The sequence below is a fragment of the Polyangium sp. 15x6 genome, assembly GCF_029960785.1.
Taxonomy (GTDB): Bacteria; Myxococcota_A; Polyangia; order Polyangiales; family Polyangiaceae; genus Polyangium.
Map to the genome: position 1 here is coordinate 82,368 of NZ_JASBQE010000033.1, position 23,370 is coordinate 105,737.

At 69.4% G+C, this 23,370-nt stretch carries 19 protein-coding genes; 9 read left to right on the plus strand and 10 right to left on the minus strand.

Annotated features, from left to right (window positions below):
• Positions 1 to 55 precede the first annotated feature (55 nt).
• Positions 56 to 1,858, minus strand: a complete 1,803-nt coding sequence (locus QHF83_RS24325) for a hypothetical protein (protein ID WP_282420311.1) — start codon at positions 1,856 to 1,858, stop codon at positions 56 to 58.
• Between the two features lie 102 nt (positions 1,859 to 1,960).
• A complete protein-coding gene (locus QHF83_RS24330; RefSeq protein ID WP_282420312.1) occupies positions 1,961 to 3,829 on the minus strand; it encodes a MutS family DNA mismatch repair protein in 1,869 nt (622 codons plus the stop codon).
• Between the two features lie 65 nt (positions 3,830 to 3,894).
• Here QHF83_RS24330 and coaBC point away from each other — a divergent pair, with 65 nt between their 5' ends.
• Both coaBC and QHF83_RS24340 read left to right on the plus strand, forming a co-directional pair.
• Positions 3,895 to 5,118, plus strand: a complete 1,224-nt coding sequence (gene coaBC, locus QHF83_RS24335; RefSeq protein WP_282420313.1) for a bifunctional phosphopantothenoylcysteine decarboxylase/phosphopantothenate--cysteine ligase CoaBC — start codon at positions 3,895 to 3,897, stop codon at positions 5,116 to 5,118.
• Entirely contained in the window at positions 5,115 to 5,867 is a 753-nt protein-coding gene (locus tag QHF83_RS24340) for a CPBP family intramembrane glutamic endopeptidase (RefSeq protein WP_282420314.1), read from the plus strand. Before coaBC ends, QHF83_RS24340 begins: the two co-directional genes overlap by 4 nt.
• A gap of 64 nt (positions 5,868 to 5,931) precedes the next feature.
• Here QHF83_RS24340 and QHF83_RS24345 read toward each other — a convergent pair whose 3' ends face one another.
• The gene (locus QHF83_RS24345) at positions 5,932 to 6,774 is read right to left on the minus strand and encodes a hypothetical protein (protein ID WP_282420315.1); all 843 of its coding nucleotides are present in this window, start codon (positions 6,772 to 6,774) and stop codon (positions 5,932 to 5,934) included.
• A 187-nt stretch (positions 6,775 to 6,961) separates the two neighbouring features.
• Complete coding sequence (locus QHF83_RS24350; protein WP_282420316.1) at positions 6,962 to 7,711, minus strand: YebC/PmpR family DNA-binding transcriptional regulator; 750 nt, start codon at positions 7,709 to 7,711, stop codon at positions 6,962 to 6,964.
• A 274-nt stretch (positions 7,712 to 7,985) separates the two neighbouring features.
• Here QHF83_RS24350 and thrS point away from each other — a divergent pair, with 274 nt between their 5' ends.
• From thrS to QHF83_RS24370, 4 genes are read left to right on the plus strand one after another with little or no spacing between them, the layout of a single operon-like run.
• Positions 7,986 to 9,815, plus strand: a complete 1,830-nt coding sequence (gene thrS, locus QHF83_RS24355) for a threonine--tRNA ligase (protein ID WP_282420317.1) — start codon at positions 7,986 to 7,988, stop codon at positions 9,813 to 9,815.
• Between the two features lie 16 nt (positions 9,816 to 9,831).
• Positions 9,832 to 11,178 carry a hypothetical protein gene (locus QHF83_RS24360; protein ID WP_282420318.1) on the plus strand — a complete coding sequence of 449 codons (1,347 nt, stop codon included), beginning with the start codon at positions 9,832 to 9,834 and terminating at the stop codon, positions 11,176 to 11,178.
• Positions 11,175 to 12,539, plus strand: a complete 1,365-nt coding sequence (locus tag QHF83_RS24365; protein WP_282420319.1) for a hypothetical protein — start codon at positions 11,175 to 11,177, stop codon at positions 12,537 to 12,539. Before QHF83_RS24360 ends, QHF83_RS24365 begins: the two co-directional genes overlap by 4 nt.
• A complete protein-coding gene (locus QHF83_RS24370) occupies positions 12,536 to 12,910 on the plus strand; it encodes a zf-TFIIB domain-containing protein (protein WP_282420320.1) in 375 nt (124 codons plus the stop codon). The genes QHF83_RS24365 and QHF83_RS24370 overlap by 4 nt, the downstream gene beginning before the upstream one ends.
• Before the next feature lie 7 nt (positions 12,911 to 12,917).
• Here the strand turns inward: QHF83_RS24370 and QHF83_RS24375 are convergent, their stop codons facing one another.
• Together QHF83_RS24375 and QHF83_RS24380 are read right to left on the minus strand one after the other, a co-directional pair.
• The gene (locus QHF83_RS24375) at positions 12,918 to 13,529 is read right to left on the minus strand and encodes a hypothetical protein (protein ID WP_282420321.1); all 612 of its coding nucleotides are present in this window, start codon (positions 13,527 to 13,529) and stop codon (positions 12,918 to 12,920) included.
• Positions 13,530 to 13,546: 17 nt separating this feature from the next.
• The gene (locus tag QHF83_RS24380) at positions 13,547 to 14,377 is read right to left on the minus strand and encodes a PPK2 family polyphosphate kinase (protein WP_282420322.1); all 831 of its coding nucleotides are present in this window, start codon (positions 14,375 to 14,377) and stop codon (positions 13,547 to 13,549) included.
• Between the two features lie 108 nt (positions 14,378 to 14,485).
• On the opposite strand from QHF83_RS24380, the gene QHF83_RS24385 reads away from it, so the two are divergent.
• Entirely contained in the window at positions 14,486 to 15,661 is a 1,176-nt protein-coding gene (locus QHF83_RS24385; protein WP_282420323.1) for a hypothetical protein, read from the plus strand.
• Between the two features lie 9 nt (positions 15,662 to 15,670).
• On the opposite strand, the gene QHF83_RS24390 is transcribed toward QHF83_RS24385, so the two are convergent.
• Genes QHF83_RS24390 through QHF83_RS24400 form a run of 3 tightly spaced genes read right to left on the minus strand, consistent with a single transcriptional unit; the run spans position 15,671 to position 19,900 of the window.
• Positions 15,671 to 18,931 carry a VIT domain-containing protein gene (locus tag QHF83_RS24390; RefSeq protein ID WP_282420324.1) on the minus strand — a complete coding sequence of 1,087 codons (3,261 nt, stop codon included), beginning with the start codon at positions 18,929 to 18,931 and terminating at the stop codon, positions 15,671 to 15,673.
• A 51-nt stretch (positions 18,932 to 18,982) separates the two neighbouring features.
• Positions 18,983 to 19,366 carry an Hsp20/alpha crystallin family protein gene (locus QHF83_RS24395; RefSeq protein WP_282420325.1) on the minus strand — a complete coding sequence of 128 codons (384 nt, stop codon included), beginning with the start codon at positions 19,364 to 19,366 and terminating at the stop codon, positions 18,983 to 18,985.
• Between the two features lie 39 nt (positions 19,367 to 19,405).
• Positions 19,406 to 19,900, minus strand: coding sequence for an Hsp20/alpha crystallin family protein (locus tag QHF83_RS24400; protein ID WP_282420326.1), 495 nt, complete (start codon positions 19,898 to 19,900; stop codon positions 19,406 to 19,408).
• 369 nt (positions 19,901 to 20,269) lie between these two features.
• On the opposite strand from QHF83_RS24400, the gene QHF83_RS24405 reads away from it, so the two are divergent.
• Entirely contained in the window at positions 20,270 to 20,818 is a 549-nt protein-coding gene (locus tag QHF83_RS24405) for a YtfJ family protein (RefSeq protein ID WP_282420327.1), read from the plus strand.
• Positions 20,819 to 20,832: 14 nt separating this feature from the next.
• Here the strand turns inward: QHF83_RS24405 and QHF83_RS24410 are convergent, their stop codons facing one another.
• Positions 20,833 to 21,795, minus strand: coding sequence for a MerR family transcriptional regulator (locus QHF83_RS24410; RefSeq protein ID WP_282420328.1), 963 nt, complete (start codon positions 21,793 to 21,795; stop codon positions 20,833 to 20,835).
• A gap of 75 nt (positions 21,796 to 21,870) precedes the next feature.
• Between QHF83_RS24410 and QHF83_RS24415 the strand changes: the two genes are divergently transcribed.
• Positions 21,871 to 23,370 (plus strand): phytoene desaturase, encoded by a 1,500-nt coding sequence (locus QHF83_RS24415; protein ID WP_282420329.1) that lies wholly within the window; start codon positions 21,871 to 21,873, stop codon positions 23,368 to 23,370.

Below are 23,370 nucleotides of genomic sequence, written 5' to 3' on the forward strand. Positions count from 1 at the left end.
GAGGATACGCGACATCGCGAGGCGATTGCCCGCAAATCCGCCGCGTCGAAAAGGCTCAAGGAGCGAGGCGAGCCACGAACACGTCGAGCAGGCCCTGGCTCATGAGCGGCGCGGCCTGGGCATCGAATTCGATGGTGCCGGCGAATCCGCCCGAGAGGAGCATCCTCGAATCCGGCAGGGCCGCGATGCCAAAGCCGCGCTGCGCGTCCGCGTCGCCCGCCGTCCTCGCCCAGAGGAGCGCGCCGTCGGCCCCGGCGTATTTCGCGACGAACACGTCGGCGGTCCCCGCGGAGGGGACCGGGCCGGCGCCGAAATCGATGGCTCCCTCGAAGCTGCCGGTCACGACGACGTTGCCGGCCGCGTCGAACGCGACGCCCGCGCCGATCTGATCGCCGCCGGTCGCGTCGCCGATCTGTTTCGCAAAACGGAGCGCGCCTTCGGGCTCGAAGACGAGGAGGAATGCGTCCACCGACGTCGCGCTGGTGAACGTCGTGCCGGAGATCGTGATCGATCCGGCGAAGATCCCGGTCACCGCAATCTCGCCGGAAGGGCCGACCGCGACCGCGTAGGCGCGCTGCAGGAGCGCGTCGTCGCCGAGCTTGACGCTCCATTTCGCATTCGTATTCACGCCCGAGAGCCGCGCCACGAAGGCGTCGCCGCCGCCCGCGGATGAAAGGGCGCCGCTGCCGAGATCGAGCGACCCGTCGAATTCGCCCGCCACGACGACATCGCCGTCGGCCGTGAACGCGACGCCGTAGGCCGCCTGCGCAGAGGCGTCGCCGTAGACCCGGCTCCAGATGTGTTTGCCCTCGGAGTCGAGGAGGGCCACGAAAGCGTCGGCGCCGCTCGCCGTGAGCGGGGTGCCGCCGAAATGGACGACGCCCGAGGCTTCGCCTGCAATGGCGATCCAGCCGTCCGGCCCGGCCGCGACGGCATTCGCGAACTGGACTTGCTCGTCCCCGAACGCGCGCACCCAGCGCACGTTGCCCGAGGCGCCCACCGCGACGACGAAGGGATCGACGCCATTGCCTGCGCTCGTGATCGTCTTGTCAGCGCCGAAATCCATCGAGCCCTGGAACTCCCCCGCCGCGATGACGTCCCCGGACGTGGCCGCGACCGCGACGCCACGCGCCGCCGCCCAGCCGCCCATGGAGGGGACCTCCAGGCTCCACGTCGGGCCGAGGTTCGCGACGCGCCGGTCCACGTAAAACGTCCCGGTCTTCACGGTCCGGAACGTCACGTCGCCGTCGATCACGCCGGCCGTCGCATGGACGATTCCGTTCGTCGCGACCGCGAATGCCACGTCCGAGCTCGGGCCGCCGCGGGAGACGTGGAGATCGACGGTGCCCGTGCATCCGGGCGCGGCGCCGTCGCAATCCTCGTCGGCCTCGAACGCGCAATCCTCGGGCTGCGGCGAGACGAACGGGAGGCAAGGTCCAAAGGAGAGGCCGTCGGGCGTGCACGTGCGGGCGCCTTCCGCGCACGCGCCGAGTTGCCCGGTCTCGCAAGGCAGCGTGTCGCCGGGCGCGCAGAGGCACTCCTCGTCCCCGCGATCTTCGCCGTCGCAATCCTCGTCGTCGGGCGTGAAGCAATCCTCCTTGCGGGGAACGACCTCGCCGAGGCACGCGCCGAACGTGCGATCGATACGACAAACCTGCGTGCCCGCCTTGCAAGCCCCGACGCCGGCCGTGCCGAGCGGGCCCGTGTAGCAAGGCGCGGACACGCCGACGGTGCAAGGCGCGTCGGGGTCGTACGAGCCGTACACGTCGAGCGCGCAGGCCGAGGGGAGCGCGGAGGCGAAGAGCGAGACGAGCCCCACGGCGGCGAGGCGCAGGTAGGTTCGTCTTCGGCTGACCATGAAGAGGCTCCTCGGGGCGCGGCCCCAGCGACCGAGCGAGGAAAGGCGGAAGGGTATTCTACGGAATCCGGGCCCCTCGGATCAACTCCGCGGCGAATGTCGTCACGCGTCGGGGAGCGCGACGTTGATCCCGACGAGCCGCATGAGCCGGAGCGCGTTCGTGGTGGAGACGACGCCGGGCCGGAGCACGTAATCGAACGTCATCTTCCCGTCCTCGACGTGCTCCTCGAAATGCACGTTCTCGACCCGGCCGCCCGTCTGCGCCTCGAGGTCCGCGAGCGCGAGGTCGTGCGAGGTGACGGCGCCGATCGCGCCCTTGTCGAGGAGGTGGACGACGACGGCGCGCGCGCCGATGTGACGCTCGCGCGAGTTCGTTCCGTGCAGGACCTCGTCGAGGAGGAAAAAAACAGGCTCGCCGTGATCCGCCGCGTCGACCACGGACTTGAGCTTCTCGAGCTCGGCATAAAAATGGGACACGCCCTGCTCGAGCGAGTCGCTGATCCGCATGCTCGTGCGCACCGAGAGCGGCGTCATGCGGAGGGAGCGCGCGCACACGGGCGCACCCGCCTGCGCGAGCACGGCCGCGAGGCCCATCGAGCGGAGCCACGTGCTCTTGCCGCTCATGTTGGAGCCGGTGACGAGCATCCCGCGCCCCGGGCCGTCGATCGCGAGGTCGTTGTCGCATCGCGAGCGCGCCGGGATGAGCGGATGCCCGAGCCGCTCGGCCACGAAGCACGGCGGGCCCTCCTCGACGACGGGGAACGCGAACGTCGGATGCTCGTACGCGAACGCGCCGAGGCTCGCGAGCGCCTCGATCTCGCCGAGCGCGGTGAACCAGCCACGCACATGGCGCCCCGCGCGCAGGCGGAAGCGCTCGAGCGCGACGATGCAGAAGACGTCCCAGAGCAAGAAGACGTTCAGGAGCATATGCGCGAGCCCCGAGTGCCGGAGCTCGACGAAGCCGAGGACGCGCTCGAACGTGGCGAGCTCGCGGCAAGCCGAGGCGCCGTCGTCGCCGCCGAGCAAGGCCGAGCGGAGCTCGACGAGGCGCGGCGCGCGCAGCGGCTCGGCCTCGATGCGCGCGAAGAGGTCGCGGTAGCGGCCGAACGGAGCCTCCTTCGACGAGGCCTGCGCGAGCACGGGCTGGATCTTCGCGCTGAGGACGAAGAGGACGACGACCTGCAGGACGAACGGCACGAGGTAGGCCCGGCGGAGGATCGGCGGGAGCGCGCTGCCGAGGCCATGCGAGAGCGCGAAGAGGCCCACGGTGAGGGGCACGAGGACGAACGCCGCGCGCACGAGTGCACGAGACAAACCATCACGCAGCACGGGCTCGGCCTCGGCCCACGCGACGAGCGGCTCGGTGGAGCGGCCGCGCGTGCCCGCAGAGGCGCCGATCGTGGCGAGGTCTTCACGGAACGCAGGCAGGCCCGCGAGCTCGCGCACGGCCTCTTGTCGCGCGGCGATCTCGGCGGGCGAGGCGCGCTCGCCGATCCAGCGCGCGAGGGTCGTGGTGCCCGGCGCGGTGCGGGTCTCGTCGAGGAGGCGGAAGATCGAGGCGGATCCGAAGACGTCGAGGTCGATCGCATACGGATGGCGCGGCTCGGCCGCGGGCCCGTTCGAGAGCGCCTCGGGCAGTTTGCCGGCGAGGCGCGCGAGCGAGCGGTCCACGATCCCGAGCCTCGTCTGCACCTCGGCCTCGCGCGTGACGAGCGCGCCGTGCACGGCGACGACCGCGATGAAGACGGCCCAGCCGAGCGCGACGAGGACCCAGCCGATCGTCGGGAGCGAACGGAAAAACCCGTACCCGAGTGAGCCGAGGGCCACGAGAAAGAGGAGTCCGCGGAGGCCCGAGAGGCGCGCGGATCGGCGGGCGAGATCGTCCGCTTCGGCCGCGAGCGTGTCCCTGCGCGCCCGCTGGGCGGCGTGTGGATCGGCGGAAGTCGAAGTGGTTTCGGGCGCGTCGGACACGGCCGGAGCCTACCGCGGCGGGGGGCATGTACGCTCGCCCCATTTCGTGCAACCTTTCCGGCCCCGTGTTCGCCGCTCTTCCCTCGTCCGTCCCCCCCACGATCGTGCTCGCCGTGAGCGGGAGCATCGCCGCCTACAAGGCCGTGGAGGTCGCGCGTCTGCTGAAAAAAGCAGGGGCGCGCGTGATCCCGCTCCTCACCCGATCGGCGCGTGAGTTCGTGGGAGCTCAAACGCTCGCCGGCATCACGGGCGAGCCGGTGCACGAGGAGATGTTCGATCCGGGCTACCCCGGGGAAAAACACGTGGAGCTCGGGCGCACAGCGGACCTCGTGCTGATCGTGCCGGCGACGGCGGACCTCATCGCGCGGATGGCCGCGGGCCGCGCCGACGATCTCTTGACGGCGCTCGTGCTGTGCGCGCAAGGGCCCGTGCTCGCGGCGCCCGCGATGCATCCGCGCATGTGGGGGCATCCGGCGACACAACGGAACGTGGCGACGCTCGCGGCGGACGGGCGCGTTTCGCTCATCGGTCCGGTGGAGGGCGAGGTGGCCTCGGGCGAACGAGGCATGGGGCGGATGGCCGATCCCGCGGAGATCGCGCACGCGGCGCTCGCGGCGGTGGAGACGCGGGATCTCGCGGGGATCCGGATCGTGGTGACGGCGGGGCCGACGGTGGAGGATCTCGATCCGGTGCGGTTCCTCGGCAACCGATCGACAGGGAAGATGGGTTTTGCGGTCGCGGAGCGCGCGGCGTCGCGGGGCGCATCGGTGACGCTCGTCGCGGGGCCGGTCGCGCTCGCGACGCCGCGGGGCGTGACGCGGGTCGACGTGCGGGGCGCGCTCGCGATGAAGGAGGCGCTCTGGGAAGCGATGGGCCCGGATCTCGGGCGCGCGGACGCGCTGATCATGTCGGCCGCGGTGGCCGATTATCGGCCCGCCGAGCAAAGCGCGACGAAGCGGAAGCGATCGGCGGAGGCGCTCGAGATCAAGCTCATCCCGAACCCGGATCTGCTCGCGGAGGTGGGCGCGGCGCGGACGGGGGCGCGGCCGGTGCTCGTGGGGTTCGCCGTGGAGACGGCCGACGACGCGGGGATCGTGGCGTACGCGCGGGGCAAACTGCAGGCGAAGCGCGTGGACATGGTGGTCGCGAACCACGCGCAGGATTCGTTCGGCCGCGAGGACAACCGGGCAACGATCGTGACGGCGAACGGCGCGGAGGCGCTCGGGGTGATGTCGAAGCGGGATCTCGCCGATCGGATCCTCGATCGCGTGGCGCAGAGGTGCCGGTGAGCGAGGCTTCGGACGACGAGGTCCCGGATGAGGAGGCGGGCGCCGGCGAGGACGTGACCGAGGAGCCCACGTCGAAGCGGGAGGCGCTCTTCATCGCGGGCGGCGTGACCGTGGCGACCGCGCTCGCCGTGGGGTTCGCCTTCTCGGACGAGCACGCGGGCACGCCGTGGATGCTCGGCTCGCTCGTGATCGTGTACACGGCGCTCGCGGCGTTCACGGTGTGGCGCTTGCGCGCGCGGGATGAGCTCGACGAGCAGCTCAGGCCGCGCGGCGGAGATCTGACCGTCGGCGCGATCGTGGCGGCAGTGCTTTACGGCGTGGCGACGGGCGTGCACCTGCTCGTGACGTCACCGCCGTCGCCGCGGGCCGCGTGGATCATGCACGTCTACGCGACGCTCGGTGATCCGGCCGCGGAGGGGCGGCACCTGCTCGGCGGGGCGGTCTTCGTGGTGGCGGCCCTCGAGGAGCTCGTCTGGCGGGGCCTCGTGCAGCGCGCCTTGCTCGCGTCGTTCGGGTGGCTGCGCGCGTGGCTCTTGCAGGCGGCGCTGTTTGGCGTGGCGCACCTGCCGACGATGTTCCTGCTCGGCGATGCGCGCGTGGGGCCGAACCCGCTGCTCGTCGCGGCGGGCGTCGCGTATTCGCTCGTGTGGGGCCGGCTCGCGATGCGGATGGATCGCTTGCCGCCGGCGCTCTTCGCGCATGCGCTCTTCACGTGGGGCGTGTTCGAGTTCCCGATCTGGAGCCCCTGAAACACGAAGGCGCCCGCGGACGGCCCGCGAGCGCCTCTCACCGCGTTTCGATCGAACGCGCGAATCAGCCGTTCTTGCGATTGCGACGCCGCGCGACCGAGATGCCCATGGCCGCGAGGCCGAGCGCGATGCCCGTCACGGCGAACGGCGACTCGGTTTGTCCCGGTGACGCCGAGCAGCCGAGGCCGCTCGCCTCGCCCGAGCCCGAGCAGTCCGCGCCGCCGAGCGTGATCGTGCACTCGCCCTGCGCCTGGGCCGAGACGTCGACCTGCAGGCCCTGCTCGATGAGGGCGGTGATGCATCCCTTCACGTCGGAGGCGAACACGTACTGGTCGTTGCAGAAGAGCGCGCCCGTGGGCTCGCGGCACTGCACCCTGCATCCGCCTTCGAGCTTCGCGTAGCAGGTGAGGTCGCAATCCATGTTGATGTTCGCCGTGCACGCGCCCATGCAGCACGTGTCGCAGTGCTCGATGCAGTTGCTCGGCTGGACCTCGCACTGGCTGCGGCAACGGCTGGTGCAGCTCGCCTTCGCGTCGGTCACGCAATCGCGATCGGGGTACTTCGACTGGCAATCCGCGATGAACGGCTGCTCGCATTCGTCGTGGCAGCCCTGGATGCAATCGAGCTTCGAGGGGTCGCACTCCGCAATGCAGCTCACGCCGCAGTTATCGGTGCACGACGTCGACGCCGACGCGGTGCATCCGCCCTCGCAGCCGGCGGTGAACCGGAGCGACGTGCAGTCGGCTTCGCAGCCGCCCTCGACGCGGATCTCGCAGCCGAGGCCGTTCTTGTTGAAATCGAATTTCCCGCACGCGGCAGGGGTTTCGATGGCGAGCGCCTGCGAGGAGGCGAGGAGCAAGGCAGGGAACGCGAGGACCGAAAGCACGAGCTTGCCGAAGTCAGCCATGGGGTCTCCTTCCGATGCGAAGGCAGAGGGTATCAGGAACCGTTTGATCGAGGCCCACGCGATCACGCGGGCGACCCCGTAAGACGGTCCTTCCCCAGGCTCGTTGCAGAGCTCGTTCGAGTCCGAATGTTGCTCGGGCTCGCAAAAGGGCTCTTCCGATGCGGAAGAGCCCTTTCGTTCGTGCGACTCAGCCGGCGATGCGCGCGAGTTCGTCTTCGGAGACGTCGAAGTCGGCGTAGACGTTCTGCACGTCGTCGTGATCGTCGAGCGCGTCGAAGAGGTTCAGGCAGAGCTCCGCGTCACGCCCCTCGACCTGCTTCTTGTTCTTCGGGACGTACGCCGGGCCGCTCGACTTGACCGCGATCTTCGCGTCCTCGAGCGCCTTCACGACAGGGTCCGTGACTTCCACGCTGCACGTGAGCTGCCACTCCTCACCCTGGTCGGAGTAGTCGTCGGCGCCCGCGCCCACGGCGATCTCCATGAGCTGGTCCTCGGTCGCCGCGTCCTTCGCGAGCGTGATGAGGCCCTTGCGATCGAAGGCCCACGCCGCCGAGCCTCCCGAGCTCATCTGGCCGTTGCTCTTCTCGAACACCTTGCGGATCTCGGCGACGGTGCGGTTCTTGTTGTCCGTCATCACGTCGACGATGAAGAGCGTGCCGCCGGGGCCCGTGCCCTCGTAGACGATCTCCTCGTAGTTCACACCCTCCATCTCGCCGGTGCCGCGCTGGATCGCCCGCTTGATGTTGTCGGCGGACATCGCCTGGCTGCGCGCGTCCGCGACCGCCTTCCGCAGGCGCGGGTTACCGTCGACGTTGCCTCCGCCCATGCGCGCCGCGACGGTGATCTCCTTGATCAGCTTCGTGAAGATCTTGCCGCGCTTCGCGTCGAGCGCGCCCTTCTTCCGCTTGATCGTGGCCCATTTGGAGTGGCCGCTCATGCCTTCCCTGCTCCTCGAAAGTGTGCGCCCGGGGCGCACCGCACCGTAAAGCGCGCGGAAGGTAGCGAGATGGCCCCCCGGAGGCAACCTCGGCCTGCGCTCCCCCGGGCGTTTTTCCGACCCGGAGGCGGCCAGCGCGGGCGGACCTCGCTTGCTTTCGGGGCCGCGGTGGCGCACGTTCTGCGCCCCAAACCAAGAGCTTTGTGCTGGCCGGGACCTCGACCGAGAGGGCTCGGCCGGTGGACAGGCCGAGCCCAACCGAGAGATCCGAGCCATGCCCGTCATCGAAGAAAAACCCCAGGACGAGAAGCTGTTTCGCATCCGCCACTCGCTCGCTCACGTCATGGCGCAGGCGGTCCAGACGCTCTACCCGGGGACGAAGCTCGGGTTCGGTCCGGCGATCGACGACGGCTTCTACTACGACTTCATCCTGCCGAAGCCGGTGAACGACGCGGAGCTGCCCGCGATCGAGGCGAAGATGCGCGAGATCATCGCCGCGGCGCAGCCCTTCTCGCACGAGGACCTGCCCCTCGACGCAGCCCTCTCCCGCATCGAGAGCCAGATGGGCGAGCCCTTCAAGGCCGAGTACGCGCGGGAGCTCGCGAGCAAGAAGGGTCACCGCGAAATTAGTTTCTACACCAACGGTGGCTTCGTCGACATGTGCGAAGGGCCGCACGTCTCGAAGACGAGCGACATCCCGGCGGACGCCTTCAAGCTGCACGCGCTCGCGGGCGCGTACTGGCGCGGCGACGAGCGCAACGCGATGATGACGCGGATCTACGGCTACGCGTTCAACACGAAGGCGGAGCTCGACGAGTACGTCGCGGCCGTGGAGCAGGCCAAGCAGCGCGATCACCGCAAGCTCGGGGCGGAGCTGCGCATCTACGCGATCCGCGACGAGATCGGCAAGGGCCTGCCGCTCTGGCTGCCGAATGGCGCGGCGATCCGGCACGAGATCGAGAAGCTCGCGCACGAGATGGAGTTCCGCGCGGGCTACAAGAAGGTCGCGACGCCGCACATCACGAAGCGCGGCATCTTCGAGACCTCGGGCCACATCCCGCTCTACGAGGACGGCATGTACCCGCCGATGGTGCTCGAAGAAGAGGGGCGCGGCGCGGGCGGGCCCGAGGAGGCGTACTACCTCAAGCCCATGAACTGCCCGCACCACCACATGGTGTTCGCCTCGGAGAAGCACTCGTACCGCGATCTGCCGCTGCGCTACACCGAGTACGGCTCGGTCTACCGCTTCGAGCGCGCGGGCGCGCTCCAGGGCCTCACCCGCGTGCGCGGCATGACGATGAACGACGCGCACATCTACGTGACGCCCGAGCAGCTCAAGGAGGAGTTCCAGGCGGTCATGAAGCTCCATGAGCGGTACTATTCGCTGTTTGGACTGACGAACTACTTCATGCGCCTGTCGCTCTGGGATCCGGCGGATCCGAAGCGCGGGTCGAAGTACGTCGACGATCCGGAGAACTGGGCGCTCTCGGAGCGGCTCGTGACCGAGGCGCTCGAGGAGATGGGGGCGAACTACAAGCTCTCGCCCGGCGAGGCTGCGTTTTACGGGCCGAAGGTGGATTTCCAGTTCGTCACGGTGACGGGCCGCGAGTTCACGCTCTCCACGAATCAGCTCGATTTCGCGGTCCCGGCGCGCTTCGGGCTCGCCTACACGGACAAGGACGGCAAGGAGAAGACGCCGTACTGCATCCACCGCGCGCCGATGGGCACGCACGAGCGCTTCATCGCGTTCCTCATCGAGCACTTCGGCGGCGCGTTCCCGACGTGGCTGGCGCCCGTGCAGGTCGTGATCATCCCCGTGAGCGACAAGTTCCTCGCGTACGGCAAGAAGATCGAGGCGCTGCTCCGCGAGGATCTCGTGCGCGTGGAGCTCGACACGAGCTCGGCCACGATGGGCAAGAAGATCCAGGAAGGCGCGACGCGCAAAGTGCCGATCCTGCTCGTCGTCGGCGGCAAGGAAGAGACGGAGCAGACGGTGACCGTGCGCAGGTACGGCATCAAGGAGCAGAAGGCGATGCCGCTCGCGGGCTTCGTCGAGATGCTGTCGCAGGAGATCAAGGAGCGGCGCCACGTGAAGTCGTGGTAATCCTCGGGGGGACTCGATGATCCCCCCGGCGCGCCTCGCTTCGTTCGTCCGGGAGGCGCCCAAGCTCGCGCTCGTGATGCTCGCGCCCCTCGCGGGGTGTGTCCTCCTCGCCGACGTCGACGAACGTCGGATCCAAGAAGAACAGGCTTCGTCCTCCGCGTCGTCGTCGTCCTCCGCGTCGTCGTCGTCCTCCGCGTCCGCGGGCGGCGCGGGCGGGCAAGGCGGCGCGGGCGGCGCGCCGTCGTGCGCGAGCGACGCGGAGTGTCCGGGGCTCGTCTCCGCGTGCGGCGCGCCGCGGTGCTTCGAGGACGGCCGCTGCGGCTTCGACAACCAGCCGATCGGCGCGCCCTGCGACGAGGGCGGCGGGGCCGCGTGTGACGGCAAAGGAACGTGCGTGGCGTGCACGGCCGGCGTGCACTGCGCGAGCGGCAAATGCGGGCCGGATCGGACGTGCATTCCAGCGACGTGCAGCGACGCGATCGAGAACGGCGACGAGACGGACGTCGATTGCGGCGGTTCGTGCGTCGCGGATTGCGGGCCGGGCGCGGGTTGCGATGTGGACGACGATTGCGCGGGCGGGCTCTGCGAAGCGAACATCTGCGCGCCGACGTGCACGGATGGTGCGAAGAACGGCGCGGAGACGGGCGCAGATTGCGGCGGGCCCACCTGCCCCGCGTGCCCGCTCGGCGTGACGTGCGAGATCGACGCGGACTGTGTCTCCGGGTTCTGCGAGGCCGGCGTCTGCGCGGCGATCCCCACGTGCTCGGACGGCGCGAAGAACGGGGCCGAGACGGGCGTCGATTGCGGCGGGCCGGACTGCAAGAAATGCGGGCTGGGCTCGGCTTGCGAGGGCGGGATCGATTGCGACAGCGCCTCGTGCGTGGCGGGGGCGTGCGCGGGGCCCACGTGCGCGGACGGCGTGCAGAATGGAGACGAGGCGGGGGTCGATTGCGGCGCGGTTTGCCCGAGCGGATGTGCGCCGGGCGCGCCTTGCGTGAACGGGCTCGATTGCGCGAGCAAGATCTGCGAGGGTCCGGCGGGCAGCGCCGTCTGCTCCACGCCTTCCTGCTTCGACGGCGAGCACAACGGCGACGAGGCGAGCTACGATTGCGGCGGCTCGTGCGAGGTGAAGTGCCCGCCGTTCTACCCGTGCTTCGTCGACGCCGATTGCAAGGGCGGCGTGTGTGATCCCGAGAAGCTCACGTGCAAGCCGACGTGCACCGACGGCTACCAGAACGGCGGCGAGACGGACCCGGATTGCGGCGGCCCCTGCGCCAAGAAATGCCCCGAGAACGGCCATTGCGTGACGAACCTCGACTGCGTGCCCGATCTCACCTGCTTCCAGGGGCATTGCTTGCCATGAAGCGCCTCGGAGGCCTCGCGGCTCTCGCTGTCCTCGTGTTGACTTCGGGCGCGGCATTCGGAAATGGTCGGTTTCCTTCGGCCGGGCACGTGGAGGTCGATCCGATGGATCCGGCGCACGTGGTCCTGCGGGCGACGTACGGGCTCGTCGCGAGCACGGACGGGGGCGCGCGCTGGTCGTGGGTGTGCGAGGAGGCGATGTCGTTCGCGGGGATCTGGGACCCGCCGATCGGCATCACCGCGGGCGGCGCGCTGCTCGTGGGTTTGCCCGACGGGCTCTCGGTCTCGACGCCGGACGGTTGCGGCTTTTCGCGGGCAGGCGCGCTCGAAGGAAAGCTGGTCGCGGATCTCGCGGTGGACAAGACAAACCCGGCCCGCGCCGTGGTGCTGACGTCCTCGCCGAAGGGTTCGGGCTTCGAGACGAGGCTTTACTGGACCGAGGACGGCGGGGCGTCGTTCACGGACGTGGATGCAGTTTTCCCGGACAACCTGCACGGGTTGACGGTCGATCTCACGCCGGATCCGGCGATCGTGTACGTGAGCGGCGTGCTCGGCGGGCCCCTACCGATGGGCGTCGTGCTCCGCTCCGCGGACGGCGGGAAAACGCACGAGGTCACGCCGGTCCCCGGGAGCGACGACACGCACGGGCCTTTCATCGGCGCTGTGGATCCAGCGGACGCGAACAGTGTGTACGTGCGGCTCGACGGCGCGCCGGGAAGGTTGCTGCATTCGGCGGACGGCGCGAAGACGTGGGAGGAGATCTTCGTCGGGGAAGGGTCGCTCCTGGGTTTTTCCCTGTCGCCCGACGGAAGCGCGCTCGTCGTGGGCGGTGAAAAGGACGGCATCTGGCGTTCGCCGGCTCCCGCGTGGGCGTTCGAGCAGGTCTCACGATTGCACGCGCGGTGCCTGCGCTGGGCGGAGGCGGGCGTGTATGCATGCACCGAGCAGGCGCTCGACGGTTTTTCCGTGGGTTTGTCCGTGACCGCGGGCTCGACATTCGGCGCGGCCGCGCGCATCGCGGATCTGTGCGGTCCAATCCCCTGCCCCGCAGGCAGCACGACCCGCTCGACCTGCGAGCCACGTTGGCCGATCATGCAGACGACGCTGAATGCGATGTCGTGTGACAGCACCGGCGCGGGCGGGGGTGGAGCAGGCGGAGGGCCGATGGACGCGGGCGTGCCGCCCGGAGGCGCCCCGGCGCCCGAGCCGCCGGGCGATTGCGCATGTGGACTCGCGCGCGGCGGCACGGGCAGCGAGGCAAGCGTTTTTGGGGCGGCCCTCGCCGCCCTGGGTTTCATCGGAGCGCGGCGCGCGCGCCGAAGAGGATTTCGCACGTACGAGCCGAGAGGAAGACGACCGTGAATTGTCCCAAATGCAAAGCGGCGATGGCGATCGTGATATTCGAGGACGTCGAGGTCGATCGCTGCACGGCCTGCAAGGGCCTCTGGTTCGACAGCCGCGAAAACGAGCGGCTGAAGTCGAAGCGAGGCTCGGAGATCATCGATTCGGGCGATCCGAAGACCGGGCGGAAGAACAACACGATCCCGTACGTGCGTTGCCCGCGGGACGGCAATCCCATGGTGCGGATGGTCGACCCGGCGCAGCCGCACCTCTGGTACGAGACGTGCTCGACGTGCGGCGGCGCGTATTTCGACGCGGGTGAGTTCCGCGATTACAAGAACCTCACGGTGCTCGATTTCATCAAGGATCTGTTCGCAAAGCCGCGGGCTTGAGCCGACGTCAAACCCGGAAGGTGTCGCAGGCTTCGTCCGGAAAAACGCACCCGTAAGGCGGACAGTTGACTCCTCCATTGGGTGTGCTGATGCAGCGGCGATTGCGTCGCCAGCCGTCGGTCGGGTCGTCGATGGGAGGAGGAGGCGGCGGAGGCGGCGGGGGTTTGCGAACGACGGTTCGGCCTGCGTCCAGGGCGCCGGCATCCGCGGGCGCGACGTCCACGCGCGGGGGCAATTCGGGCAAGGGGGGCGGGTCGTTCGTCGGGGCCCCGACGAGGAAAGGGCTCGGGGGCGGCGGGGCCTCGCGCGCCCGGTCTTCGGGCTGCGGCGTGGGCCGCGGCGGTTCGGGCGGGGCGAGGGGCGCGGCGCTCGCAGAGGCATTCTCGGCGGATTCAGGTTCGACCGGGGACGCGTCCTCGGTTTTGCAGGCCGTGCCCGCGAGGGTCATGGCCATGGCCGCGCCGAGCGCATATCGCTGTGCGCGCGACATCTCCGCGGAAAAGGCCGGCGCTTTCGATTCTCGCGCGGCGGTGTCGAGCGCGAGGCCACAGAACGGACACGAGAGCTCGGACGAATAGACGTGCCGCTTGCAAGCCGAGCACAGGATCATCGTTCGCATGGCAAGGCGCCTCGGGGTCAGCGTCTGCCGGTCCGGTAGGCGTCGAGCTCGGCTTTGCGCTCTTCCCCGACCTCATCGAGTTTGCTTTGCCAAACCTTTCGATAGGGCCGGAGCGTCTGCACGAGCTCGCGGGCGATGACCAGGTTCCGGTACCATTTCGCGTCCGCGGGCACGATCGTCCACGGGGCGCGCTTCGTCGCGGTGCGCGAGATGGCGTCCTCGTAGGCCTCGGTGTACTCGCTCCACTTCTCGCGCTCCTTCCAGTCGCCGGGATTCAGCTTCCAGGCGGTGCGCGGGTCCTCTTCGCGCTCGAGGAGGCGCTTTTTCTGCTCGTCCTTGCTGATGTGCAGGAAGAATTTCAGCACGATCGTGCCGTGCTCCGAGAGCAGCTCCTCGAAATCGCGGATGTGGCCGAATCGCTCGCCCCAGATCTCGCGAGGGACGAGGTCGTGGACGCGCACGACGAGCACGTCCTCGTAATGGGAGCGGTTGAAGATCGAGAACTCGCCCTTGCGCGGCGTGTGGCGGTGGATGCGCCAGAGGAAATCGTGCTCGCGCTCCTCCTCCGTGGGCACGCCGAACGAGGTGACGTGCACGCCGCGCGGATTGAGCAGGCCCACGACGTGCTTGATCGCGCCGTCCTTGCCCGCGGTATCGCGCCCCTGCAAGACGACGAGCACCGAATGCGTGCGCGCGCCCCAGAGAAGATCCTGCAGCTCGAAGAGCTCTTCGCCGAGCTCCTCGAGCTCGCGCGCCGCCTCCTCGCGCGTCACCCCGCCGCTCGGCGATTCGCTGATCGCGCCGAGATTCACCTTCTCCCCGGTCTTGTCGAACGTGACGACGCCCACGCGCTCTCTCCTTTCGAGGTCCGATGACCACGGGGCCCGCCCCGCAAACCGAGCAAACGCAAAGATCCGCCGCACGTCAAGGGCCATTCGTGTATCGTCGGAGGTCGCATGGTCAGCGCGAGCGGGACGGATCTGGCGGCGAAAGCGGAGACGAAAGCGCCGCTGCTCGAGCGGCTCGGGGTGCTTTATTTCCGCCGGCTGTCGGCGGCCTTGCCCCGCGTCGCCGCCGCCGACGCCGTGAGCGTGCTGAACGCCGAGGAGCGCCGGCATCTCTCGGTCGTGGTGCGCGGCGCCGTGATCCGCGCGTGCCTCGCAGGCGCGCTGAGCGCGGCGCTCGCGGCGGGCGCGGAGGTGCTCGCGGAGCGGCTCTTCGGCGCCGAGCACGCGAGCTTCGATGCGGCCGCGCGATACTGGGCGCTCGTCGGCGGGGTGACGATCGTCGCGTCCGTGGCGGAGATCCTGTTCCTTTATTGGGATTCGCTGCGCGCCGTGCACCAGCTCTCCCGCGCCGCGGGGCTCGATCCCTTCGCGACCGAGGCGAGCGGCGACGGCGCGGCCGTGGCCACGGCGCTCGCGCGCGCGGCGCTCGAATTGCCGAACCCGACGGAGCGCGTGTTCGGGGTCGATCCGCGGCGCGAGGCGTCGAAGGTCAAGCTGGCGATCGCGTCGCTGCTCTACAAGGTGAAGGTGAGCGTCACCAATTTCGCGGTGAAGGTGCTCGTCCGTCGCATCGCGGGCCGCGCGCTCGTGCGTACGTGGCTGCCGTTCGTCGCGGTGCCGGGTACGGCCGCGTGGAACGGGATCGTTTGCTGGATCGTGCTGCGCGAGGCGAAGATTCGCGTGATGGGCCCGTCGGCCGCGCGCGAGCTCGTGGGCGCGATCTTCGATCAGGGAATCGCGCCCTCGGCCGAGGGGCGACTCGCGCTCGTGCGCGCCGTGGCGAGCTCGATCGTGCGCACGGAGGATCTGCACCCGAATCTGCATGCGGTGCTCGTCGAGGTCCTGCGGCGCGTGGACGATCCGCTTCCGGAGGGGATCGACGATTCGCGCGTGTTCCTCGACGTGCTTTCGCGCCTGCCGCCCGCGGAGCAACGAATGGCGCTGCAGGTCCTGCACGCGGCGGCGATCATCGACGGCCGCTTCACGAGCGCCGAAAAACGGCTTCTGCGCGAGGCGCAAGCCGCGTGCGGGAGAGCACCGGACGTGAAGCCGGCCGAGCGGCTCCGGCGCGCGTTCGTGGTCGGCGCGGGATCCCTCGACGAGCAGATTCGCGCGCTCCTCTGATCCGGGAATTCAGCGCGGCGCCGGCAGCTTGCCGGTGACCACCCCGAGATCCACGAACGCGCGGTCGGTCATGACCACGAAAGGCCGCTCTTCGAGCCGGATCTCGCCATTTCCGTCGTGCTCGACGATCTGGAGCTTGCCCATGCCGTAGCCCATCGGGCCCTTCGAGTAGTAATGGGCCTGCAGGCGATACGGATAGGCCGCGGCGCGGCCGTCGATGGCGAAGCATTCGGGGCCATATCCGGTGGTGACGTCGGCGAAGAGCTCGCCGCCGGAGCGGAGCTTTCGGTGGCTGTAATAAGCATGGCCGCGGCGGCCGTCGCGAATGTGGAAATCGACGTCGTTCGCGTCCGTCTCCCACGTGAGGACGAACCGGAGCGAGGGGCGCGTGGCGAGGGGGACGCCGAGCGCGCTCAAGGTTTTCTGGACCTCGGCGCGGCGCTCGGGTTTGGCGCGTATGAGCGCGGCGGCGAGGATGCCGACGTCGTCGGCGAGGACGCGGCGAACGCCGGCGAAGCGGCCGCTCGGATAACGACGCGCGAAGGCGGCGGTGATGACCTCGAACGCCTCGGCGAATTTTCCGGCGCGGGCGAGCGCATACGCGAGGAGCCGGTGCCCCGAGGGATGATCGGGGCGCGACGCGACGGCCTTTTCGTAGGTGTCGACGACGAGGAAGGGGACGCCGTCGGCGCGAGGGCCAATTCGTTCGAGCCGCGCGCCGGCGAAGCGGCGGAGGTCCGCGCGGGACGGGAAGAGGTCGATGATCGAGCCATAGGCACGCGCGGCCTGAGGGAGGTTGCCGAGCCCCTCGAACGATTCGCCGAGCGCGACGAGCGCGAGCGCGTCGCCCGGCTCGGCCTCGCGCCACGCAGCGGCGAGGGCCAGCGCTTCGGCGTGTTTCTTCGACTGGATCAGGCTCATGACCTCGGCGAATTTGCCCTCGTAGGGCAGGACGCCGGAGTCACTCGCCTCGTCGTCCTCGTCGTTCTCGAATTCGCGCGACGGCGGGGGTGGGGGCGGAGGCGGCGGGCGCCAGGACGGCGGGCGCCGGGGGCTCGGCCCGTCGAAGGGATTCAGAATCGAATCGGCCTCGACGCTGCGGGGGCGGGACGCGCCCGCGGGCGCCGCCGGGGCGGGCTTCGCGGCCGCGCGGGGCGGGCTCGCGGGGCGCGGGGACGGGGCCGGCTCGGCCTCGACGGGTTCGGGTTTCGCCTCCCGCGCGAGCTCGTCCCGCGAAAGGGTCTCCGATTGCGGAGGAGGAGACGGCGGGGCCGCTTCGCCCGCCGGCGCCGCGGAGGGCTCGGCGGACGGCGCGCCGGTATCCTCCTTTTTTTCCGACCCCTCGGTCTGGTTCTTTTGCTCGGCCACCTTCGCGGGTTCGTCCGGGGACGTGGCCACGGTCACGGGGCCGCCTTTGCGGCTTTGCAGCTCGACGCCCGAGCGGCCGACCACGAGGATGTCCGCGAGCGCGGTCCGGTCGATGCCAAAACGAGCGTAATCGTTCTCGGTCTCCAGGACGAGCAGCGCCGTGAGGTCGGAGAGGACCCGGAAGCGCGTCGAGAGCGAGACGATCTCGCGCCCGATCGCCGCGCGCCGGGCCTCGTCCGGCGCCGCCTCCATTTCGAGGGAGAGGCGCTCGATTTTCGCCCGCGTCGCCGCGCGTTCGAGCAGCGGGCGCTCGGCGAGCTCCGTTTCGACCTTCGTCCGCGCCGTGCCGGAAGGGCCCTTCACCTCGACCTCGAACGGCGCGCTCGGCGGGATCTCCGCATACACGAGCGCCTCGTCGCCGGGCTGAATCGCGTCGAGTTTTTCCGGGTACACCCATTTCGCCCCGGGCACCCGCACCTCGAGGCCCGAGACGGTGGCGCGGCCGAGGCGATCGGCGAGCGCGCGCGGGCCCTCCGCCGCGTCGAGGACCACGCCGTCCTGCGGGAACGTGCCCGTCGTGAGCCTGCGGAGGAGCGCCTCGTCGCGGATGCCGCCGGCCACGATGGCGTCGAGCCTGCGAATGCCGGCGTCTCGCAATTGCTGGAGCTCGGACGTGATCTCGCCGGGCGTCGTGGGCCCGGCCGTGGGAATGCCGTCCGTGAGGAGCAAGGCGCGGCTGAAGCGGCCGCCCTGCTTCTTCGCGTACCCCGCCGCGCTCTCCAGCGCGAGCCCGAGGTCGGAGGCGCCGAGCGCTTTTCGCTGCAGAATGGCCTCGATCTCCTTGCGGCCGAACCCCTTCTTGGGGCCCATGTACACGGGTTCGAGCCCTTGATCGAAGCAGGCGACGGCAATGGGCATGTCGCTGCCCGGCGCATCCGGCAGGGCCGCGAGGAGCGCGGCGAGGCGCTCGGCCTGCGTGGCGAGGTCGAGCGCGCGCGAGGCGCTCGTGTCGAGCAGGACGAGGAGATCCCGGACCGGCTCGGGGCGATTCTCGGCAATGGGCGTGACCCGCGCGACCGCGAGCTCCTCGTGGCGCAGGCCGACGGCCTTCGCGCCGGCCGCGAGCGGGAGCACGAAATCACGGTCCGGGGCGAAGTCGGCCTGCTTGAAGGAATGAATGCGGCGAACGGGCTCGCCCTTGTCCCCACGGCGACGCTCGATGACGCGCATGTCGAATTTGCCCATGCGCGGCAGGCCCCGGAGATAGGCGCGGTACGGATCGGCGCGCGAGGCGAGCGATTGCGAATAGGAGACGATGATCTCCTTCTCGCCCGAGGCCGGAATGGGAAACACCCGGGCCTGGAAGCGGTTGCCGGCCTGCTTTTCGAGCAGCGCCGGGTCGGCCCTGCGGTGGAGGAAATCTTCGTAGGCGACGCGCGCCGCTTTGAGCTCGACGACCTCGCCTTCCTTCCAGCCGTCCGCGTTTTTCATGGCGAACCGGCTGATCGTGGCCCCGGGCGGCAGGACCAGCTCGAAGCGGCCTTCGATGGTGCGATCCTCCGGGTTCTTGAAGGTGAAATGCAGCTCGGTGAACGCGAGCGGATCCTCGACGGCCGCCGCGACTTCGAGCGAGCTGATGACGAGGCCGACGCCGTCGGGCGAGGTGAGCGAGACGGGCGCGCCGCCGCGCTCGCCCCCGGCGACCTCGAGCGATTGTGCCGGCTGCTCCTCCCAGCGCACGGGGACGATCGCGAGGTCCCCGGAGGCGCGCCCATTCCCGTCGGAAGCGCCGCCGAACTCCGCGGACTGCGGGCCCGTGACGATCGTGGGTCCCGGGCCGCAGCTCGCGAGGGCCTGAGCGAGGACGAGGAGGGCGAGACGGGAAAGGCGGCGGCGGCGCATACGGTCGAGAATACGCCCACCGCCGGGCGGAGCGGAAGCCGATCTCGCGAATCAGCTCGCCTTGACCGTGATTTGCCTGGGCTTCTGCACGGATACCTTGGGCAGGCGGACCTTGAGGACGCCCTGGGCCACCTCGGCCGTGATCCCGTCGGCCACGATGCCCTGCGGGACCAGGAAGGTGCGCGAAAAATCCCCGGTCCGGCCCTCGACGGCGAGGGCGTTGCCGTCCGGCGCGCTCGCTCGCTTGCCCGCAATCGTGAGCTCGTTCTTGTCGAGGCGCACCGCGATGTCGCCGGGGCCGACGCCGGGCAGGTCGGCGACGATCAGGAGCTCGGTCTTGTTCTCGAAGATATCGACCGCGGGCGCGACGCCACGCCGCGTCTCCAGCGTCTCGGCCTGGCTCTCCCGCTCGTCACGGCTGATCTGCGCGTTCATGGCTGCTCTCTCCTTTTCCATTTCGTTCCAGAATCGATTTCACGAGGCCGTTTTCACGGCGATCTGCCGGGGCTGCGCCTCGGGCGACTTCGTGAGCGTGAGCGTGAGGACGCCGTCCTTCAGCACCGCGCTCGCCTTCTCCGCAGAGACCTTGCAAGGCAAGGCGACGCTGCGCGAGAACTTCACGGGGACGCGCTCCTTCTTGTGGATCGCATACCCCTCCGGGACATCCGCCTTCCGCTCGCCGGAGAGCGTGAGCACGTCCTGATCGATCTCCAGCTTGATGTCCGATTCTTTCATTCCGGGAACGTCGGCCGCGATGACCAGCGCGTCGCCCTTGTCGTACACGGAGAGCCGCGGCCACGTCGCGACCGTGCGCGAGGTATGGCCGGCCTCGAAGGGCTCGAAGAAGAAAGCGGATCGCGGCCAGGCGGCCCCGCGCGAATCGTACTCGTCGAAGAGCCGGTCCATCCTCCGGCGAAGCTCGTCCATTGCAGCAAAGGTCCTGTTCACGTCGCCGAATCGCATCAACATGGTTCGCCTCCGTATGCCCTCACAGGGCGTGGCTCCGCCCCCACGGACCCCGAGCGCCGCCGGCAGGGCGAACCATGCCCATACCGCGGACACCCTCCCGGGCCCGTCTCGTGCACCCATCCCAAGGGCGGAGAATCGTTCTCGATTCGCTGCCGCCACTCGGGTTCGGACGCAGTGCAATCTCTACATGGGTCGGCCGCTGTCAAGACCAGGTCCGAGAAGCCGCCCCCAACCGCCGGTTCCCCGCCCTCTCGCCCGTCCCCGAGGGCCCGACCGTATGAACACGAAACAAAGGTTGACTTCTACGTCGAACCTTGTACAAAGCGTATACAGCCTTGACGTGACGCGTGCTACGCGGAGGAATCGGCGATGCGTTCGAGGGGAAAAGCTTCGAAGTTCATGACGGCGGCCGCCCTCACGGCCGCGCTCGTGCCCGGCGTCTCCCTTGCCCTGCCCAAGGAAGGCGCCGAAGCCCCCAATGCCCGGGTAGAGGACGCCGACGGTCGCGCGCTGCAGATGAGCTCTCTCAAGGGCAAGCCGATCCTCATCGTATACGAAGACAAGGACTCCGCGGCGCAGAACCAGCCGCTCAAGGACGACCTATCGAAGCTCGCCCAGGGCGAGAAGTACAAGCAGAAAATCGCGCTCGCCGCGGTCGCCGACGTGAGCGGCTACGACTGGTGGCCCGCGAAAGGCTTCGTGAAGGACGCGATTCGCGAGGAGTCGAAAAAGCAGAAGACCACGATTTATTGCGACTGGGACGGCTCGTTCGGGAAGGCCTACGGCATTCGCAAGGGCGTGAGCAACGTGATCCTCGTCGGCAAAGACGGGCGCGTGCTCTTCGCCGGCTCGGGCGCGCTCGGCGCTGCCGATCGGAAGAAGCTCATCGAGCTGCTCGGCGCCCAGGTCGAAGGCTGAACGTCACCGCGCGATCATTCCTTGCTCGCCCGCGGCGAACGCTTCCGCTTCTGCGCGGCCACGACGCGCTCGATCGTCTGCCGTGCCGCCGCGAGGTCGCGGCCGACGCAGATGCCGCCGCGGTCCTCGATCCACGCGCGCATGGCCTCCGAGCCGTCGCCGCCGACGACCCACGCGGCGCCGCGGCAAGCGTCGGCGTACGCGTCGACGAGCTCCCGCGCGCGCGGCGGAGGCGGGGCCATGGTGACGCTGAGGCCGACGATGTCGGGCGCGAGCGAGTCGACGACGCGCGCGATGGCCGGCGGCGGCGTGCGCGCGCCGAGCATGAGCGTGCGAAAGCCCCACGAAGCGAAGCGCAAGCCGACGCCGTAGAGGCCGAGGACATGATCCTCGTCGGCGAAACAAGCGAGGGCGACGCGGCGCGTGGCGTCCGCGGGTTGCGCGAGGCGCAAGAGGTGGATGAGGGTGCCGCCGAGCACGTTGGAGGCGAGGTGCTCCTGCGCGACGGTGATCGTGCCCGCGTGCCAGAGGTCACCGATCTCGCGCAGCGCAGGGCCGATCGTTCGTTCGAAGATCGCCACGGCGGGGCCGAGGGTGAGGGTCTTCGAGACCTCTTCCTCGAGCACGTCGAGGTCGAAGCGGCGCGTGGCCTCGACGATCCGATCACTCGCGGCGGTGAAGGGATCGGTGTCGAGGGGCACGGCGCCGGACGGAGGCACGGTGGGCGCGGCGACGATCGCGGGCTCGCTGAGCAGGAGGCGCGCGGATTCGGCCGGCGCCATGCCCGCCTTCACGAGGTCGCGCATCTTGACGATGAGCGCGACGTCCTCCTCGCTGTAGAGCCGGTAGGCGGAGGGCGTACGCGACGGCGCGGGGACGCCGTAACGACGCTCCCAGGCGCGCAGCGTCGCAGAGCTCACGCCTGTCAGTTCCGAGACGGTGCGGATTCGGTAGAGGCTCAACGGATCGCTCTCCACGGTCGCCCCGACCGATCGTCAGGACCGACCAAGAGAAACCTTTGTCAAACTTGATACAGACCTTATATTGTCCGCATGCAAGGTTCAACCCCCAAGCCTCACGCGGTCGTCATCGGCAGCGGTTTTGGTGGTCTGGCCGCGGCGGTCCGGCTGGGCGCGCGTGGCTACCGGGTGACGGTGCTGGAGAAGCTCGATGCCCCGGGCGGTCGAGCCTATGTCCACCGGATCAACGGTTTTACCTTCGACGCGGGGCCGACGGTCATCACGGCGCCGTTCCTGCTCGAGGAGCTGTGGACGCTCGCGGGCCGGCGCATGAGCGACGACATCGACATGCGACCGGTCACGCCCTTCTACCGTATACGGTTTCATGACGGCGTCGTGTTCGACTACACGGGGGACGCGGCTGCGATGCGCAAGGAGGTCGAGCGCCTCGCGCCGGGGGACGTGGAGGGGTACGAGCGGTTCATCCGCACGAGCGAGGAGATCTTCAAGGTGGGCTTCGAGGAGCTCGCCCACGTGCCGTTCGGCTCGTGGTGGGACATGGCGAAGATCGTCCCCGCGATGATGAAGCTCGAGAGTTATCGCTCGGTCTACAACCTCGTCGCCAAGCACGTGCAGAACGACCGGCTGCGGCAGGTGATGAGCTTCCACCCGCTGCTCGTCGGGGGAAACCCGTTCTCGACGACCTCGATCTACACGCTGATCGCCTTTCTCGAGCGCAAGTGGGGCGTGCACTTCCCGATGGGCGGCACGGGCGCGCTCGTGAAAGGGCTCGTGCGCCTGATCGAGGGCCAGGGCGGCGAGGTGCGGTGCAACGCGGAGGTGAAACGAATCCTGCTCGCCGGACGGAAAGCCCGCGGCGTGCTTCTCCAGAGCGGCGAGACGATCGAGGCGGACGTGGTGGTGTCGAACGCGGATTCGGCCTGGACCTATCGCCATCTCGTCGACGAGCACGTCCGCAAGCGCTGGACGAACGAACGTTTGGAGAAGCAACGATACTCGATGGGGCTGTTCGTCTGGTACTTTGGGACCAAACGAATGTACGAGAACGTCGCACATCACACGATCTGCCTCGGCCCGCGTTACGAGGGGCTGCTCGACGACATCTTCCAGAGGCACGTGCTCGCGGATGATTTCAGCCTTTATCTGCATCGGCCAACGGGGACGGATCCGTCGCTCGCGCCCACGGGCTGCGACACGTTTTACGTGCTCTCGCCCGTGCCGAACCTCGCGAGCGGGACGAACTGGGAGAGAGAGGCGGAGCCTTACCGGAAGCGGGTCGAGCGCTACCTCGCTTCCACGCTGATGCCCGGGCTCGACAAGGAGATCGTGGCGTCGCGCGTGACGCACCCGCAGGAGTTCCAGGACCGGCTGCTCTCGTTCCGCGGCGCGGCGTTCGGGATGGAGCCGGTGCTGACGCAGAGCGCGTTCTTCCGCCCGCACAACGAGAGCGAGGACGTGGAGCGGCTCTACATCGTGGGCGCGGGGACCCATCCAGGCGCGGGTCTACCAGGCGTGCTCTCTTCGGCGCGGGTGCTCGACAGGGTGGTGCCCGATGCAGCCTCGCTCCATTGA